The organism is Methanogenium sp. MK-MG (assembly GCF_009914725.1).
Taxonomy (GTDB): domain Archaea; phylum Halobacteriota; class Methanomicrobia; order Methanomicrobiales; family Methanomicrobiaceae; genus Methanogenium.
In genome coordinates, this window is the sequence record NZ_JAAAWJ010000011.1 from 12939 (window position 1) to 30460 (window position 17522).

Annotated in this window: 18 protein-coding genes; 3 read left to right on the plus strand and 15 right to left on the minus strand. The window is 53.2% G+C overall.

The genetic code is table 11. The features are described 5' to 3' along the window. Positions 1–191: 191 nt before the first annotated feature. The gene (locus MKMG_RS03015; RefSeq protein WP_165075419.1) at positions 192–1595 is read right to left on the minus strand and encodes a condensation protein; all 1404 of its coding nucleotides are present in this window, start codon (positions 1593–1595) and stop codon (positions 192–194) included. A 218-nt stretch (positions 1596–1813) separates the two neighbouring features. Here MKMG_RS03015 and MKMG_RS03020 point away from each other — a divergent pair, with 218 nt between their 5' ends. Together MKMG_RS03020 and MKMG_RS03025 are read left to right on the plus strand one after the other, a co-directional pair. Further along, the gene (locus tag MKMG_RS03020; protein WP_165075421.1) at positions 1814–3382 is read left to right on the plus strand and encodes a hypothetical protein; all 1569 of its coding nucleotides are present in this window, start codon (positions 1814–1816) and stop codon (positions 3380–3382) included. Positions 3383–3505: 123 nt separating this feature from the next. Then, on the plus strand, positions 3506–4387 hold the full coding sequence (locus tag MKMG_RS03025) for a hypothetical protein (protein WP_165075423.1): 882 nt from the start codon (positions 3506–3508) through the stop codon (positions 4385–4387). A gap of 25 nt (positions 4388–4412) precedes the next feature. On the opposite strand, the gene trpA is transcribed toward MKMG_RS03025, so the two are convergent. The 14 genes from trpA to MKMG_RS11420 form a co-directional block, all read right to left on the minus strand. Continuing rightward, positions 4413–5231, minus strand: a complete 819-nt coding sequence (gene trpA / locus MKMG_RS03030; RefSeq protein WP_165075425.1) for a tryptophan synthase subunit alpha — start codon at positions 5229–5231, stop codon at positions 4413–4415. Beyond that, positions 5218–6384 (minus strand): tryptophan synthase subunit beta, encoded by a 1167-nt coding sequence (trpB, locus tag MKMG_RS03035; RefSeq protein WP_165075428.1) that lies wholly within the window; start codon positions 6382–6384, stop codon positions 5218–5220. The genes trpA and trpB overlap by 14 nt, the downstream gene beginning before the upstream one ends. Next, entirely contained in the window at positions 6381–6950 is a 570-nt protein-coding gene (locus tag MKMG_RS03040) for a phosphoribosylanthranilate isomerase (RefSeq protein WP_254059066.1), read from the minus strand. The genes trpB and MKMG_RS03040 overlap by 4 nt, the downstream gene beginning before the upstream one ends. Continuing rightward, positions 6941–7690: an indole-3-glycerol-phosphate synthase gene (locus tag MKMG_RS03045; RefSeq protein ID WP_165075430.1), complete on the minus strand. Its 750-nt coding sequence runs from the start codon at positions 7688–7690 to the stop codon at positions 6941–6943. Before MKMG_RS03045 ends, MKMG_RS03040 begins: the two co-directional genes overlap by 10 nt. After that, positions 7687–8703 carry an anthranilate phosphoribosyltransferase gene (gene trpD, locus MKMG_RS03050; protein WP_216842865.1) on the minus strand — a complete coding sequence of 339 codons (1017 nt, stop codon included), beginning with the start codon at positions 8701–8703 and terminating at the stop codon, positions 7687–7689. Before trpD ends, MKMG_RS03045 begins: the two co-directional genes overlap by 4 nt. Further along, positions 8700–9275 carry an aminodeoxychorismate/anthranilate synthase component II gene (locus MKMG_RS03055; protein ID WP_165075435.1) on the minus strand — a complete coding sequence of 192 codons (576 nt, stop codon included), beginning with the start codon at positions 9273–9275 and terminating at the stop codon, positions 8700–8702. Before MKMG_RS03055 ends, trpD begins: the two co-directional genes overlap by 4 nt. Continuing rightward, positions 9272–10762, minus strand: coding sequence for an anthranilate synthase component I family protein (locus MKMG_RS03060; RefSeq protein ID WP_165075438.1), 1491 nt, complete (start codon positions 10760–10762; stop codon positions 9272–9274). The genes MKMG_RS03055 and MKMG_RS03060 overlap by 4 nt, the downstream gene beginning before the upstream one ends. A 295-nt stretch (positions 10763–11057) precedes the next feature. Further along, positions 11058–12335 (minus strand): serine--tRNA ligase, encoded by a 1278-nt coding sequence (gene serS / locus MKMG_RS03065; protein WP_165075495.1) that lies wholly within the window; start codon positions 12333–12335, stop codon positions 11058–11060. Positions 12336–12450: 115 nt separating this feature from the next. Beyond that, the gene (locus MKMG_RS03070; protein ID WP_165075441.1) at positions 12451–12831 is read right to left on the minus strand and encodes a cupin domain-containing protein; all 381 of its coding nucleotides are present in this window, start codon (positions 12829–12831) and stop codon (positions 12451–12453) included. 171 nt (positions 12832–13002) lie between these two features. Next, entirely contained in the window at positions 13003–13572 is a 570-nt protein-coding gene (locus tag MKMG_RS03075) for a hypothetical protein (RefSeq protein ID WP_165075443.1), read from the minus strand. Next, positions 13569–14132, minus strand: a complete 564-nt coding sequence (locus tag MKMG_RS03080) for a hypothetical protein (protein WP_165075445.1) — start codon at positions 14130–14132, stop codon at positions 13569–13571. The genes MKMG_RS03075 and MKMG_RS03080 overlap by 4 nt, the downstream gene beginning before the upstream one ends. A gap of 155 nt (positions 14133–14287) precedes the next feature. Then, positions 14288–14866, minus strand: coding sequence for a tRNA (N6-threonylcarbamoyladenosine(37)-N6)-methyltransferase TrmO (gene tsaA, locus MKMG_RS03085; RefSeq protein WP_165075448.1), 579 nt, complete (start codon positions 14864–14866; stop codon positions 14288–14290). Positions 14867–14884: 18 nt separating this feature from the next. Beyond that, the gene (locus MKMG_RS03090; protein ID WP_165075451.1) at positions 14885–15130 is read right to left on the minus strand and encodes a hypothetical protein; all 246 of its coding nucleotides are present in this window, start codon (positions 15128–15130) and stop codon (positions 14885–14887) included. A gap of 884 nt (positions 15131–16014) precedes the next feature. Then, a complete protein-coding gene (locus MKMG_RS11420) occupies positions 16015–16221 on the minus strand; it encodes a hypothetical protein (RefSeq protein WP_216842866.1) in 207 nt (68 codons plus the stop codon). Between the two features lie 69 nt (positions 16222–16290). Between MKMG_RS11420 and MKMG_RS03100 the strand changes: the two genes are divergently transcribed. Next, complete coding sequence (locus MKMG_RS03100) at positions 16291–17286, plus strand: hypothetical protein (protein WP_165075453.1); 996 nt, start codon at positions 16291–16293, stop codon at positions 17284–17286. Positions 17287–17522: the final 236 nt, after the last annotated feature.

A 17522-nucleotide genomic window follows, 5' to 3' on the forward strand; every position in this document is an offset into this window, starting at 1 on the left:
CAGCAGTGAGGGGGCCACCCTCACGCTCCACGGAATCTCCAACCACCCACTGCTGCAGAGATATCTGACCCTCCCACTATTTAGTAACAATTCCTTAGTACCAACACCGGTAATATCCAAAATCCTTTTGCAGGAAATAATCCAAAAACGGCTGCCACCGCAGTAATGTATCCGTTTCCGCACGTCCCTGTTCACGGCAGATACCCGTCCACCAACACCAGAAACTCCTCGACCGTCTCCCCCGAATACGGCCCCTCCTCATAGGCCGTGACAATCGTCATCGCATCGCGGAAGGTGGAAAGAGACATCAGAAAGCCATACGGCCAGCAGACACACGGGAGAAAGCTGATATCCCGGAGACTGAGGGGGCGACCGTCAGTTCCGGCTGTTTCATCCATTCCATCCATTCCATCTGTTCCATCTGTTCCTTCCTGTGGAAGAAAATCATCTTCCCGGAATATTCCGACATTCGAGAAGACCGGGTTTTTCTGGCCGATTGTTTCGTAGCCCTGCATCATCCCGTCAAAGAACTCCCTGACCGCAGGCATCCCACCCGCACAGATCTCCTCGTAGAAGAGAATGCAGCCAAGCCCCATCCCCAGACCCTCCGCCTTCCGCTGTTTCGTCACCGCGGTCACCTGACCGATGACATCCTCAAGTTGTGCGTCTTCACCGGCGGCGAGGGTGACTTCAAAGGCGACCGAGCGGTTCATCGGCAGAGATGTGTCCGTGCGGGATGCGTTTTCCTCCGGGCCGCACGGAATGTCGAGGAAACGCCGGAGGTCTGCCGAGGTCAAGAGGGAACGGGGCGCACCGATATCCGTGGGATCGTTGCGGATCTTCTGGAAGGCAAGGAAGAACGCAGCGATCATGATGTCGTTTATCGTGGCCCCGTGCGTTTTCCCGAATCTTTTTGCCCGCACCAGGCGTGCGGGAGACAACGTCCGGGAGGCAATCCGGGGCGTTCCCCTCCCCGTTCTCTCACAGGGGAAATGCCAGCGGTCAACGAAGGGCTCCTCGTTTTTCTGTGCCGCCTGCATCTCCTCTGCGCTGAACCGGGCAAGAACCGGCGCCATGCTGCGGTCGTACCACCCGGCGGAAGCGGGCCGGAAGTCCGGATCGGTTTCAATTTCCCGGCAGGTGGCAAAGAGCTGCCGGGCCAGATCCCGGAGCCCGCCTGCGTCACAGAAGCCGTGATGGCAGGTGACCGTGACCTGATCGCCTTCCTCTTCTCTCAGGAGTGTGACCCGCAGCTGCGGCCCCTTCCGGACATTGAGCGGTGCGGGAGGAGTTTCGGGAGGAAATGAATGGGCATTTATCTCTCCGCCCTCCCCATCGGAGGGGATAATAACAAAGGCCCGCTCCCACTCCACTTTTGGGATCTCCTCCCAGCGGGGCATACCTGCTCCTTCGGTAAACCGCGACCTCAGACAGGGGTCGGATTCAAGCAGCCGGAGCGTGGCCGTCCGCAGCACCGCTTCATTAAGGTGCCCGTCGAAGGCAAAGACTAGGTGCATCGTCGGGTCATAGATACGCTCGAAATAGACATTGAAGAGGTCGAAGGCAGGGGCGGGATGGCCGGAGGGGAGGGTCATATCACATACTATTCTTTCAGAGGAGGATATGTGCTTTCACCCACCGGTTCGCTTTTTTCACCGGGAAACAAAAAAGAATACCGGAATCCATCCTGTTTCCAGATACCACGGAGGAAACGGCAAACAGGGATGAACGGTGCGATAATATCCATCGTAAGATTACCTTTTTCGTGAACGGTGCTCTATTCTCAATATGAAGCGACTCCCGAAGGCGGCTGATGACTGACAAACATCCTGCCTTTTACAGTGCCATCATCGGTATCATTGCCGGGGTAATTATCACCGGGCTCATATCCCTCTTCTCCAAAGGCTGGTGGGATCTCATTTCATATAACCAGAATCTCATGGGAATAGAAATCGTCCACATGTTGATATCCCTTCTGCTGGTGCTCTTCGTTGCCGGATGCTGCATTCCCTTCATGCTTCATACCGATTCCCGGCGCACGATTCTCCTGCATGCCGCCATGACCGGCCTCATCGCCGCGGCCGTGGCCCGTGTCCTGCCGTTTATCGGGAATCCTGCCTATATTATCTCCTCACTTCTCTCAACCGTGCCACAACTGCTCATCATCCTCGCCTGCGGAGTACTGGCGGCCACCTTCGGGGCACTCTTTGCCTCATTCATCGGAAAAGATGAGGAACAGGGATTCGCCCCTCTTCTCCCGGTGGCCATTGTCACCGTCGCCGTGATCGTTCTTCCGCTGCTTCTGGCCGCAGGGGGCGTATCCACGGGCATCATTCCCCCCGCTCCGTATTCATGCGGCCCGTCTGAACAGCCAACCGACCTCTCTGTAATCAAACTCTCCCCTGGTGACAATCTCGAATGGAAAACAACCGTGGACATCAGCACCTACGACGGAGCAGACACCCTCACCGAATATGCAGACGGCTACGCCATCGCAACGACAGAATACCGTCAGGAGTCCGGTCTCGTGCATCTGATTCTGTTTGACCGGGAGGGGAACTACTCCCGGCAACCGGAAGTCAGAACCGGATTAGGTCAGGTATCAGCCATCGTCCCCGCCCCGAACGATGGATTTATCCTCGCAACAGGAAGACCGGGTATCCTCCGCATCGATCACAAGGGAGAAACCATCTGGACAAATTCTCTGGGATACGAGAGTCATAGCGTGCCGCCCGTCTCCCTTCTGGCCCGTGCAGACGGCAGCTTCGTTGCTGCCTGGGCGAACCAGACCGCCTGCCTGACCGACAACAACACCGTGCTCTGGAACACCCCCCTTAACACCAGCAGCGGGCCAGAGGAAATATTCCTCTCACCGGCGGATGCAGACGGCATCCTCGTCTGCACCGCGGGGAAACACATCTTTACCGGCGAACATTTTGAGATTCCCCTAAAGGCAATTCGTCTGGATACAGACGGCACGATACTCTGGGAACAGACCATCGCCACCGGGATTGGAGATACCCTGCTGGGCGTCTGGCAGAACCCACCGGGCCACACAATTATCTACCGGACAACCACATCCGGGACTGATCTCTGGGGCAAATTCGTGCACACATATACTCTTCACCTCATCACTCTGGATGACGCAGGCACCGTAACCGGATTATATGAAGTGGAGGACATCGGCAGGGACGTGATCCCGTCACCCGTCAGAGGATACCTCTCAGTTGACATCGGTGAGGAGAGCATCGCCGTTACCGGATATGAACTCGGTCAGAAGGCCTGGGAAAATGAGTATGATTTACAGGCCAGACCATATTCTCTCAAAGGCATCGGAACAACTGACGGCGGGTATCTCATCGCCTTCTCCTCTCCCCGCTAACGGGTATCGTATGATGATAGGCAGGGAGATCTGCCCAATCAATCCTTCCCCCGCATGTGCCGGTAATGCAATATCGGCAGACATATGGACACAGACCTGATATCTGCAAAACAGAGAACAAATATGAATATTATACAAACCATCTTCGACGATTTCTTTCATTCATTCGCTCTGGTCAGTGTTGCCTTTGCATTGTTTTCGGTTCTGATATACCTGATAGTACGGAAGATCAGGAATGAGAACTACCAGTTCATTACCGCAATTGCAGGCGGTTTTTTCCTGGTGGCAGTCTCCGGCTTTGTTTCCGGTGTCGATTTAACCAGTGATATTACCCGGACGATTGGGACTGTGCTGATACTCATCGCACCCCTGATTGTCTTTAAACGATATCTGCATACAAAAGACGAACTGATAGCAGTGTTTCTCATATCTGTCCTCTACCCGGCATACTTTCGCTCCTCACAATACCAGTGCGGAGGCCCTGCCATGGTCGGATACTACCCGTGGTACGTCGCGGTTCTGGGAGACTGTATCGGCCCCCTCATTCTTTCACTCGCTGCGGTAAGCACTCTGATTGTTATCAGACAGGTCTATGAAAAACTGAAGCCGGAAAAATACCAGTTGATTATATTGGGGTTACTCATTCCCACCACAATATGGTTCACCTACTCCGTCGCATCAGCCTCGGTTGCAGTGCTGATACTCATCATTCTCAATGCATGCATGAAAGATGCAGGGAATCACCGTGATTTCAGGATTTCAGCAACAATGGTCATCTCAGCGGTAGTGATCGCTCTGCCCTGGCACTTCGTGGCAGAACTTCCGTGCATCCGGAATGTTTTCCCAATATGGATTATTCCTGTTCTTGCGGTATCCGTTGGAGCCGCTGCTCCTCTCTCCTGCATACGATCAAAGATACCGGAAAAATGGATGGAAATCTCTGCCTTCACATTCTGTTTCATCGTTTCAGTGTTGATATTGCCTTTTACCGGTCTGATCAGCTGATGTTCAGAGAAATATCTGTGCTGTCTCACACAGAATTCTGATCTTCATCCGCCGGGACGGAACCCACCACTGCTGCCTTCATCCGCGAGATGTAGTCCGAGAGTTCCCGTTCCATGCCCTTTGCATCCCCGACATGTCTCTCCACAATCTCCACGATGGCGCTGCCGACGATGACTCCGTCAGCGCCTGCCGCCACCGCCTGCCGGGCATGGGTCTCGGTGGCAATCCCGAAGCCGAGGGCGAGTGGCATATCCGTCTCTTCCCGGACGCTTTGGATCAAAGGAAGGGCAGCCTCCGAGAGCGTCTCACGTTTCCCAGTCACCCCGGAGAGGGAGACGAGATACAGAAACCCGCCCGCATGCGCTGCAATCTTTTTTACCCGCTCGGGCGGGGTGGTCGGGGTCACCGTGAATATCGGCGCAATCCCGGTCTCTGTTGCATACGCCAGCACCATATCCGCCTCTTCGATTGGCATATCAACAATTAATATCCCGTCCACACCGGCCTCTTTTGCTTCCCGGTAGAAACGTTCCGGCCCGCGGGCAAAGACCGTGTTGCAGTAGACCAGCAGCACAACCGGGACATCCGACTCCCTGCGGACATCCCGCACCAGTGCAAAGGCCGAGTCAGTCGTCGCACCGGCACAAAGTGCCCGTTCATCGGCCCGCTGGATAACCGGCCCGTCACCCACGGGATCAGAGAACGGGATGCCCAGCTCAAGGATATCCGCTCCGGACTGGATGAGCGTCTGCGCCACCACACGCGAGGTCGCCGGGTCAGGGTCGCCTGCCACCGTAAACGCGATGAACGCCGGCCGCTCAAAGACCGTTTCAAATCTGTTCATGCACCACCTCCCGTGATATATCCTTGTCACCCCTCCCCGAGAGGTTGATGATGACAATGTCGTCTCTTTCAAACCGATCCTGCTCCCGGATAAGATAGGCCACCGCATGCGCCGACTCCAGAGCCGGCACGATGCCCTCCCTGCGTGAGAGGTAGCGGAAGGCCTTCAGGATGTCAGCATCCGGCACGCTTTCATAGTGCACCCGGCCGGCATCTTTGAGCATGCTGTGCTCCGGCCCGACCGCGGGGTAATCCAGACCCGCTGCCACCGAATGGGTATCGATGACCTGTCCGTCATCGTCCTGTAGCAGGTAGGAGAGGGCGCCGTGCAGAATCCCCGGACGGCCGCTCTCCAGCGAGGCACCGTGCTCACCGGGTGCGTTGCCCCGGCCCCCGGCTTCGACACCAACAAGCCTCACATCATCCTGCAAAAAGGGATGAAACATGCCGATGGCATTGGAACCGCCGCCCACACAGGCGATCACCTCATCCGGGAGACGCTCCTCCCGCTCAAGAATCTGCCGCCGGGCCTCGGTTCCGATCACGGTCTGGAAATCCCTGACCATCTCCGGGTAGGGGTGCGGGCCGACGACAGAACCGAGGATATACGCCGAATCCCCGCTGCTGGCCGCCCATTCCCTCATTGCCTCGTTGACCGCATCCTTGAGGGTTGCCGTGCCGCCCTTCACCGGGATGACCTTTGCACCCATCAGCTCCATCCTGAAGACGTTGAGCTGCTGGCGTTTACAGTCAGTCTCCCCCATATACACCTCAACCGGGAGGTTCAGCACGGCGCCTGCTATCGCTGTCGCCACACCGTGCTGCCCGGCACCGGTCTCGGCAATCAGTCGTTTCTTGCCCATATGGCGTGCAAGAAGACCCTGCCCGAGAGTATTGTTGAGTTTGTGTGCCCCGCTGTGAAGGAGGTCTTCCCGTTTGAGATAGACTTTGCAGCCCATATCGTCAGAGACATTCCGGCAGAAGGTGAGAGGTGTTTCCCGTCCGGCATACTCCTTCAGGTAGAACGAAAGCTCGTCCCGGAACTCCTGCGTCGGACATATCACGTTCCGGCCTTTTTCCAGCGCCGTTACCGCAGCCATGAGAGTTTCGGGGACAAACTGTCCGCCATAGTCACCAAACCGTCCGTTGCTCATGGGAACCTCCTGCATGCACTGACGAATGCACGCACCAGTCTGAGATCTTTTACTCCGGGCCGGCTCTCGACGCCTGACGCCACATCAAGGGCATAGGGGCCAAGGGCCGCTGCCGCCCCGACATTGTCCGGGGTCAGCCCTCCGGCAAGAACAGCCGGGAGGGGACAGTTCTCCAGCACCTGCCGGGCAAACTCCCTGTTGAAGGGCAGTCCCTTCCCCCTGCTTGCGTCGATGACAACGGCATCGCAGTGTCGGGATGGTCTCTCTCCGGGGCCCACCATGCGCAGGACACGGGCAGGGGTGCGGGGGATGGAGACATCTGCCCCCACCTGCACGGCCGGGGGCCGGAGTGCGAGCATATCATCTATTTCTTCAGTGTTTTCTGTTGCCGTCACACAGACCCCGGTGATGAAGGGGCCAAGGGAGTCAAGAATTTCTCCCGCACGCTCCACTGCTACCGAACGCGGCGAATCGCTGAAGACGACGATACCCACCGCATCGGCACCCGCCTCTTCTGCAAGACAGGCATCCCCGGGTGAGGTCACCCCGCATATCTTTATGCGCATACCAGTTCCTCCAGCACCGTTTTCGGATCCTTTGCTGACATCAGGGCCGTCCCTGCAAGGAAGGCATCGGCATGGGGGGCAAGCCGCCGGATATCCTCCGGCCCCCCGATGCCGCTCATCGAGACAACGAGCCTGCCGGCATCGCGTATGGGTTTTGCCAGTGCGGCCGTTGTCTCCGGCCGGACCTCCATCGTGCGAAGGTCACGGTTGTTGATGCCGATCATCTCCGCACCGGATGCAAGCGCCATATTCGCCTCATCGGGTGTGTGCACCTCGACGAGGGGTTCAAGCCCTGCGGCACAGGCAGCGGAGACAAAGTCACTGAGCCGTTCTTCGAGCAGACCGGCAATCAACAGCACGGCATCCGCCCCGAGGGCTCTCGTCTCTGCAATCTGGCGTTGATCGATGATGAAGTCCTTTCTTAACACCGGAAGGGGGACGGCGCTCTTCACCGCTGCAATATCTTCCGGCCTTCCCCCGAAGAAATCAGGTTCGGTGAGAACCGAGAGAGCCACACAACCGCCCTTCTGGTATTCTTCTGCTATCTCCCCCGGACTGATCCGCTCCCGTATCCGGCCCGCAGACGGTGAGGAGAACTTGATCTCGGCAATCACCGCGTGCCTGCCCTGAACAGACGTGATCGCCTTTTTCAGGCTCAGCGGGCTGTTGCTTGTCTCTGTGTCCTCTTCAGGCTCCCGGATGCGAAGCTGTGTCGCCCGGATAATATCATCCAGTATCATGGTGTTTCTCCTGTCATGGTAATCAGTGACGCCAGTTTTTTCCGGGCCCGTCCCGAATCAATCGCATCCTCCGCACGGCGTATACCCTTTTCAAGCGAATCTGCCTCTCCGCCGATGCAGATCGCGGCCCCGGCATTCATGAGCACGATGTCGCGTGCCGGGCCCTCGTCTCCTCTGAGCACATGCCTGAATATCGCTGCATTCTGTTCTGCATCGCCTCCCCTGAGCATCGCCGGGTCGGCTTTGGGGATGCCAAAGTCACGGCACTGAATCTCGTAGTGTTCTATCGTTCCGTTCTTCAGCTCTGATACCCGGGTTGTCCCGGTCGTGGTGATCTCATCCAGCCCGTCACCGTGGACGACCATCGCCCGCTCTGTGCCGAGCATCTTCAGGGCTTCGGCGACGGTCTCCGTCAGTTCAGGGCGGTAGACGCCAACAAGCTGGGCCTCTGCCCCGGCAGGGTTTGCCAGCGGCCCGATAATGTTGAAGAGGCTGCGTGTCCCGATCTCCCTTCTGGGCCCCGCCAGCGTTTTCATGGCCGGGTGGTGAAGGGGTGCATACAGAAAGCCGATGCCAGTCTCTTCGATGATACGGCACGTCCGCTCTGCCGGGATGGAAAGGCAGACGCCCAGCTTCTCCAGCAGATCCGCAGAACCGCATTTGCTGCTCACACCCCGGTTTCCGTGTTTGACAACAGGGACACCTGCACCGGCGGCGACGAACGCGGCCGTCGTGCTGATATTGAAGGTCCCCCGCATATCCCCGCCGGTGCCACAGGTATCAACAAGCGTGCCCGCCACCTGAGGGTGTATTGATGCGGCATGTTCTCTGAGCACACGTGCACAGGCGGCAATCTCTGCTGTTGTCTCTCCCTTCATGCTCATTGCGGTCAGAAAAGCGCCGATCTGCGCATCGGTGGCACCGCCGGTCATCATCATATGCATGGCGGATGCGGCTTCACCCGCAGTGAGGTCAATCTGAGCCGCGGCCTTTGCGATGCTCTCCTGCATCACCGGCACCCACTCCCGAGGAAGTTCTCCATCAAATGCATGCCCTGTTCTGTGAGTATGCTCTCCGGGTGAAACTGGATGCCCTCCACCGGATAGTCACGGTGCCGGACGCCCATGACGTAGCCGTCATCACAGCTGACCGCGGTCACTGCCAGTTCATCGGGCAGCGTCTCCTTATCCGCGATGAGGGAATGGTACCGGGTCGCCGTAAACGGATTATTTATTCCCGAAAATATGCCTGCTCCGTCATGCGATATTTTGGAGGTCATCCCGTGCATCAGGTGCTCTGCCCGGACTATTTCCCCTCCAGAGTTCAGGCATATCGCCTGATGCCCGAGACAGACCCCGAGTGTCGGAATATCCTGTGAAAATGTGTTGAGTGCGTGCAGACAGAGCCCGGATTCCTCAGGGCGGCCGGGCCCGGGTGAGAGGATGACCCGCTCGACATCCCGGAGACTGACCTGTTCCGGCGAATGGTCATTGTGCACAACCACCGGTTCTGCCCCCAGGTGGCCGATCATCTGGCAGAGGTTGTAGGTGAAACTGTCATAGCAGTCAATCACAAGCACCTTCATGATCCCTCCTCCACCATCCTGATCGCTGCAAGCATGGCCCCGGCCTTCATCGTGGTCTCGGCAAACTCCTTTTCCGGCACGGAATCTGCGACGATGCCCGCTCCTGCCTGGACAAAAGCCTTTCCGTCTTCAATGATGACGGTCCGGATGGCGATGGCAAGGTTCAGGTCACCGTTCAGCCCGATGTAGCCTGCCGCTCCGGCATATATGCCCCTCAGGTCGTCTTCGAGTTCATCGATGACCTGCATCGCCCGTATCTTCGGCGCACCGGAGACGGTTCCTGCGGGAAAACAGGAGACAAAGGCATCAAACCGGTCGCAGTCATCCCGGAGTTCGCCGCTCACCCGTGAGACGATATGCTGGACATGGGAGAACTTCTCAACTGCCATGAAGGTTTCCGGAGCGACCGAGCCATATGTGCAGACCCGGCCAAGGTCATTGCGTGCGAGATCAACAAGCATGAGGTGTTCTGCACACTCCTTTCTGTCGGCGAGCAGGTCTCTGGCAAGTTCGATGTCCTCTTCACCATTCCGACCCCGTGGACGGGTGCCGGCGATGGGGACGGTCGTGACCGTGCGTCCTTCCACTCTCACCAGCATCTCCGGGCTGGATCCGATTATTTGTCGCTTCCCGAAGTCGAGGAAGTACATATAATTGCTCGGGTTTACTTCCCTGAGGGCGGAATACAGGGCGAAAGGCGGTGCAGTGAAGGCACATGTCATTCTCCGGGAGAGGACTGCCTGGAGAATCCCGCCCGCGTGGACGTAGTCCCTTGCCTGTGTTACCCGCTCTTCAAAGATTTCCTGTGTGAGGTTTGCGGACGGCTGTATCTCTACATGCTTTACGGGTTGATTCTCCTGTATTGCAGTTTTTTCCTGCATTGCTGTTGGAGACGCCCGTTCCCGGATGCGTTGTTCTGCCTTTTTGTATTCCTCTGAAGGGGTTGAGTCTTCCGTGATCAGCGGATAGCTGAAGAGATAGCTGTTGTTCTCATCGTGATCGGTGACGATGCTCTCACGGGTGAGCATAAACTCAGCCAATGGCGTTTCGCTCTCTCCTCTCCGGCACTCCGGGAGCTGGTCAAAGAGTGAGTAGATGAGATCATAGGCAAAATAGCCGGCAAAACACCCGGTAAAATCCGGTGTGTTCTCTGTGCATACCGTGAAGGCATCAACAACTGAGCGGATGGTATCAACCGGTGTCCTGCCCACCGGCGCCCGGCGTGCACAGGCAACATACCGCTCGTCACCGGTCAGGCTGAGTGTGTCTCCGATTGATATGGTTAGAACAGGATTGATACCCATCACCGAGTAGCGTGCATCCCGTCGCTTCGTATTAAGGGATTCAAGGATAAACCCATATTCACTTTCGGGAAGGAAACCTTCCGGCAGGGCTGTACAGAGAGGAATGATCAGGGGCTTTGTGCAGTTTTTTGCAATCGTTTCGAATGCTTCCAGATTTATGTTCAGTTTTATTGCGGTTTCCATTCCACCGGCATCACCTGTGTGCATATTTGTACTTCATTGTATAAATATGTCGAGTAGATTTCACTTGTGTTTTGTCGGTGAGAATTGATTCCAGAGAGAAATTCCATTACAGAAAGGGCACCAACAATGCCCTGACAGAAGCATTGCCCTCATTGAGAGGTTGTATTCCGCTGAGACTGGTATTGCTACTTACGAAAAAAACAGGCAGAAAGTCCACGACTTTAGTCGTGGGAGTATGTCAGCAGTTGGTCTTTTTAGAAAAGGTATGAGATATTAAAAAGATTGAAAAAAAGTATCAGAGTGTCTCTGCGCCGTTCATATACGGCCGCAGTGCTTCTGGAATGACAACCGTGCCGTCTTCCTGCTGATAATTTTCCATAATCGCCCGAATCGTGCGTGTTGTTGCAATCGCTGTGCTGTTGAGGGTATGAACGAAATTTTTGGTCTCGAAATCGTGGGCCTCACGGGACTTGATATTCAGCCTCACCGACTGGTACGCCGTGCAGTTGGAGCATGAAACAACCTCGCGATACATCTTTTCGCGTGGCATCCAGACCTCGATATCATATTTCTTTGCAGCAACGGTTCCGATGTCTCCGGTGCAGATGTTCACCACCCTGTAGGGGAGACCGAGTATCTGGAGGAGCTCCTCTGAGTTTTTAAGGAGCTCTTCATGCATCGCCCACGAATCCTCAGGTTTGCAGTAGACGAACTGCTCGACCTTGTTGAACTGGTGAACCCGGAAGAGACCACGTGTATCAAGCCCGTGCGATCCGATCTCGCGCCTGAAGCAGGGGCTTACACCCGCAAGTTTTAACGGGAGGTCTTTCTCCTCAAAGATCTCGTTCATGTACATCGCGGCCATGGGATGCTCGCTTGTGGCAATTAAAAACTCGTCCTCGCCGTCAATCGCGTACATCACGTTCTCAAAATCCCCAAGATCGGTAACACCCTCGTATGCGGCACGGTTCATCATATAGGGCGGGATTACCGGGGTGTAACCGCGTTCGCCAAGGACGTCAAGGGCCAGACGCTGGAGGGCGAGGTCCATGAGCGCCAGGTTTCCTTTCAGCATATAAAATCCTGAACCGGAGATCCTGGCCGCCCTCTCGAACTCTGCCAGGCCCTTTTCGACCGCAAGCTCACCGTGATTTTTCAGCTCGAAGGAAGGAACGACAGGCTCACCCCATCTTTTTACCTCCACATTCTCTGAATCGTCGCTACCGACGGGAACACTCTCATGAAGAATATTGGGAATCCGCATCTGGTAGAACTTTATTTTTTTGTTTATCTCCTCAAGCGCGGCTTCGTCTTCCTTTATCTTGCCGGGAAGGGATTTTGCCTCATCAAGGAGCCCTGTGATATCCTGTTTTGCCTTTTTGGCTTCCTTTATCTCCCGGCTGATGATATTGCGCCGGTTTCGCATGGTATTAATTTCGATCTGCATATCACGCGATTTTATATCTTTTTCCAGCAGATCGTCTATCCAGGCAAGCTTTTCGTCATCTCCCCTCTTCGTGAGATCAGCCCTGACGACATCCGGGTTGTTTCGAATAAACTTCAGTTCAAGCATAAGTTCATTCATTTATGCCCATCATATGGGATTATTGTTACGAGCACCTGTTCATGACTGCAACCAGAGCCTTCAGTATTCACAGGGGAGATATGAACCATCCTGAATATCTCCTCTATTCATCACACGGCGAGGTCTGCCTCCCGGTCTTTCCCGAAAGAATCGGGACGGCGCAGATCATCTTCAGTATGCCCGTTCCGGTATTCATGAACAGGTGATTCTCGCAGGGGAGGGTTGAGATTACATCGCCTGCACGTACAGCAGTCTTCGTTTTGTCATCACCGACGACGACCCCTTCCCCTTCGAGCAGGTATATCTGGTGCTCTTCCTGGTGACGGTGCCAGTCGGTGGACCCGCCCGGACGAAATTCCAGAAGCCAGAGAGCAGATCGCGGGTTGTCATCGGCGGAGGTCACGAGAAACCGGGCGGTCATGCCGGAAAAACCCGCCCATTTAATCTCTTCGGCGGGGACATCATCTGCGTGTCTGATGATCATACACGGAACTGGCAGTAATGGAATAAAAGGTACTCCCCAACAGGCTGTAGCCGCACTGCAGACAGCCATCATATGTAATTGGCATATGCAACCTTCATCCGGCTGTTCGCCTTATAAAAATACAGGAGATTATAGATTTTATTCCGGATTGTGTGGCCATATAAGGAAATTTCAGAGACTCAGAGGAATATCTGCGACAATAGTGTCCTGGTGATCTTCTTCGGTGATAATCATCCGCCAGGTGCCGTGAACAGGGAAGGGCTCGACATGATACCCTGGTCCGTATATCCGCTTCAGGTCATTTGTGATCCAGTAATCCGCCTCCTGGGAATTTGCCAGATCGTAGTAAAAGATGTAAAAATCTTCTGCAATGTCAACGGTATCGCCCTTCATGGTGATAGACTGCACAACTTCATGACCATTGCCATCAGGATCATACAGTATTATTTTCATACCTTCAATGCCGCTGTGCGTCCCCTCCGTGTAGCGCTGTTCTAAGTCATCTCCATGAGCCCGGTGCATTCGTATTACCGGGACATTCTTCTGCCCGTCATTTCCCAGTCCCCCAATTATTTCGGTGGAAAAAAATACAAATGCCGGTTCCTGCAGATATGTCTCATCAACGGAACTGAAAATGTATACCCCGACAACCAGGGCCGCTGCGATTACCAGAAAAACAATAAGCATTGAGGAAATGACTTCTGATACCCCGGAATCGTCCTTCATATCATAACCAGTCATATCACCACCTCTTCGTCTGCAATGAGAACTCCCATCGTGTCATCCTTGATCTGGACCCGCCATGTTCCGCCTGCAAAGGGCTTCATATATGACCAGCCGCCCCCCCATGTGCTGTCATCTGCAATTCTGGAGTAGGCGTTTGTGATATAATACCGGTCGTTTATATTGGATGATACGGTAAAATAATAGAACTCCGCACCCGGATTAATCTTCTGCCCCTGCATGGTTATGGACTGCATCGCCTCATGCGACCCGCCGTCCGGGTCAATGAGCATGAATTTAATGCCTTCTGTTCCGGCATACACCCCTTCATCATACTGCAGATCAAGTTCATTTCCGGCAGTGAATCGAATTTTTATTGAATCCGCATCCCAGGTGTCAGGCGCCGAGAGTGCGGGTACAACCTTAGCATCCACAATGGCATACTGGGGAGTATAGTCGCCGATGGAACTGTCCTCCTCGATATTCATCACATATACGAAAGCCACACTGGCAAACAGCACCACGAGAAATATCATGAGAAGATTTCCGATATTCTGTGACACACCCGAATCATCCATGATGTTTTTGTTGGTATGATGGAGTATATAAATATTTAATAGAACATGGATTGTAAGAAAAAATGGGAAATACCATGGGAACAGGGGGGATAAACCCAGAGGACAACACCCATCCTGTCCCGTCTGATTAGATATCAGGTATTACAGACACCAGATCAGGCATCATGCTCTTCAACAATTTTCTGCATCCAGTCCGGAATCCGTACATCATCCTGTGGATAGAAGTCTGTGACATATGGCTTTATGTCAATGACCGGGCTCCGGTCAATCGCATCCAGACCTGCAACGGCAAGGACATTCCCTCTGACCTGTATGAGACGGACGACTTTTGTCAAAACAGGATTCGGACGTGCCGGACTGCATGTGCAGAAGAGTCCGGTAAGGGGATTGGTTGCGACACCCATCGGATGAACCTTCCTGAGCGAGCGTCCTTCCTCTGTAATTTCATGGCCCCAGTAGATGATGACCAAATGGGAATACTGCTCAATGTCTTCAAGAAGTTCAGTGTATTCCTCTTTCAGAGTAATCTCTGATACTGCATCATGAACTTCACTGAATTTCTTCATTGCCTCTTCTGATTCACCGCTAATTTTCAGACCGTCCTTTCCGGCGACAAGGAGGGGTGTTGAGACATTGTTTCTGACGATACCGATTGGCCGGAGAGTGATATCCCCAAGTTTCTCAATTTCGGAATCTGATGCATTTTCATATGTTTTTTCAGATTTGTTATCCATAATAAGCTCCGGTATATCTCAAATGATCTTATGAAAGTATATTGATATTAAATCATTAAGAAGGCTGGTATCTCCACAGAAGTAGTCAGTTGTTTTTTTCCAGCCGTCAAACTGACGCTGTAGTTCATCCCCGTCGGGATTTGAGGGTGTGGATTCCCAAACACCCCGGATGAACGGTTCAGCCCGTCGCAACACGAACAGGCCATTACCAAATCCCGTCTGCCTGGTTCCGGCGGGGTGCCCGTGGCGGGGCAGTCTCTGCATTATTTTCTTCCCGGCCCGGAGAACATTTCACCCTTTCACCCGGTTTTCACACGCAAAGTGAAAATACAGAGACAAAAAATAATGCCCGTATTGATGCGTATTCTTCTCAATAAGCATAGTATAGAGATATATGTACAGATAGTAAGGGATGTTTTCATGCGATCGGAGGAACATACAGCATGTCTGATTACTTTGCGGGTATGTGTCTGCGTCTCTGTGATTCCGGGAAGAGTGAAAACGAAGAGACGGATGTAATATGCACGTCAAAACAAGCAGTTAAAGGTCTTAAACGGGGGATTTACCCATATTTACACGGAATGATAAACAAAGAAACCGTATGAAAAGGTGAAAGACCACCGGCTGAATATTGGAGACGGGGCCACCCTTTTTTATTCACGTGACAGGGAAATCGGGGGGCAGAGCCACCATATTTTCGGTTCATAGTTACAACCCGAAAAACACGGGCGCAGTGCCATTCGTCTGCTCAGATATCAATTCATTACAGACTATCAAGGGGTCTCTATTAGCGGATATTATTGGAGGATGTATTGGTTGTCTCAACGGAGAACGGCCCGCTCCGGGCTGCTGTGTGAATATTTTTTCCGGGGCACAGAACAGCGGAATCGATTATTTATGTGTTGTTTGCCGCAGACATCAGGATTAACCCATACATGGCAGGGATACGGTCGCGGACGGCTTTGGGATATTCTTTGTGTGTGGTGATGGCTCATGCCCCCGTGATCCGGTAACCCGGTGTCCCGATAAGAGTTTGGAATGTGTTCACTGCCTGATGATACATCCGTAGGGCAGCCGGTCATATGCTGCACCGGCCACCCACCCAAAGAAGAGAGAGAGACCTGAACTTCCGGCAGGGCGGCTTCCCCTCAGTGTGCCATCACCCGGGCCGGATTCCAGCCGCCCGTCATCCGCTCCGCCCTGATGAGTCTGGATATCCGGTGCAGTGAAGAATGCACCTTCCGGTACCTGAGGTTGGCCAAAACCTCCTCATTCAGAAAGAGACCGATGATCTCTCCCTCGCTGGTCAGAATCTCTTCGGCAAGGATGAGCGACAGATCAAGGCGACGGCTCACAGATTAGTCCTCATGCTTCGCTTGTTGTGTTACTCTGACAAAACGGGGTGAAATCCGGAGAATAAAAATATGGATACCATTACCAATAATAGTATGATACTTGAGGAAAAGATATCCTTTGATGAGGAGTTTACTGCCCTTGAATTTATAGACTGGCTTACTGAGTTCGGGTGCAAGGCCAAATTACATAAAACGTTTGAATATTTTACCGAGGATGTCATCAGCGGCAGTATTGATGACATTGACAGCTGGTGCAGTGAAATGAGCACTGATGATCCGGAACTGTCTCTTGAGTATCTGGACATTAAACAGAAGAATTTAAACGTAAAATATGCCATGCAAATCATCCTTGAAGGTCGTTCTGTCGGAGATCTGATCTATACCCGTAAGGATTGGAAATTATCAGATGTAAAACTCATGTCAGCAATAACAAAAAGTCCGGTCGTAGACATACTGGATTTTTCATCAGAGAGATTCAATAACGAGATTTTCAATAAATTGCCCCTGTCCTATATTCATCTGCTCATCAAAGATAGCGATTGCATTTCTGAATCTGAGGATGGTTTTACGCTTACCAGGGACATAACTCCTGGGGAGATAATAAATGAAATGACCATTGATTCACTGAATTTGTCTGATCAGGTGGAATACCCGGGATTATGCAATATATTCAATTACATCCCCGATATCAGCTATGAAGTGATATTTTCACTGCCATCACACATTCATCTGGAACCTCTCCATCTTGCCCGTAAATTGGGTGAACTGGGTATTCATCAAAAGGACATCCGGGAATTAATTAACCCGTTTTCATTAAAACGCCAGATTATTCTAAAGATTCTTGAAATTATTGAAGACAATAAGGTGATATCCACTGAAGAATTAACAAATAAGCTTAGGGATGTCCAGCTGGGCGGTGCTGATGAATGGGGACATTCCATTTTATTAATCGATATCATCGTAACACAGCAGTTTGTTTTTGAGCTACGCAAGGCAGGATACATTACCGGAAATGATCAAAAACTTAGAATCCCGTCAAAACCGGGAAAGAGACGAAGAAATTAAGCAACTGGTCAATCAGACCTTCATGAAATATATTCAGGAACAAGGATGACTCGCTTACATCCCCTTGGCTAAAGACCAAGGGGTTTTACGCTTTATTTGTAAATAGTCAACGGATTTCGGACTATTAAGGCGCCGCCATTGGCGAATATTTTGGGAGGACATTATCGGTTGTCTCAAATGAGATCCGCCTGCTCCAGGCTTCTGTGTGGACATTTTTTCAGGGGCACAGAACTGCG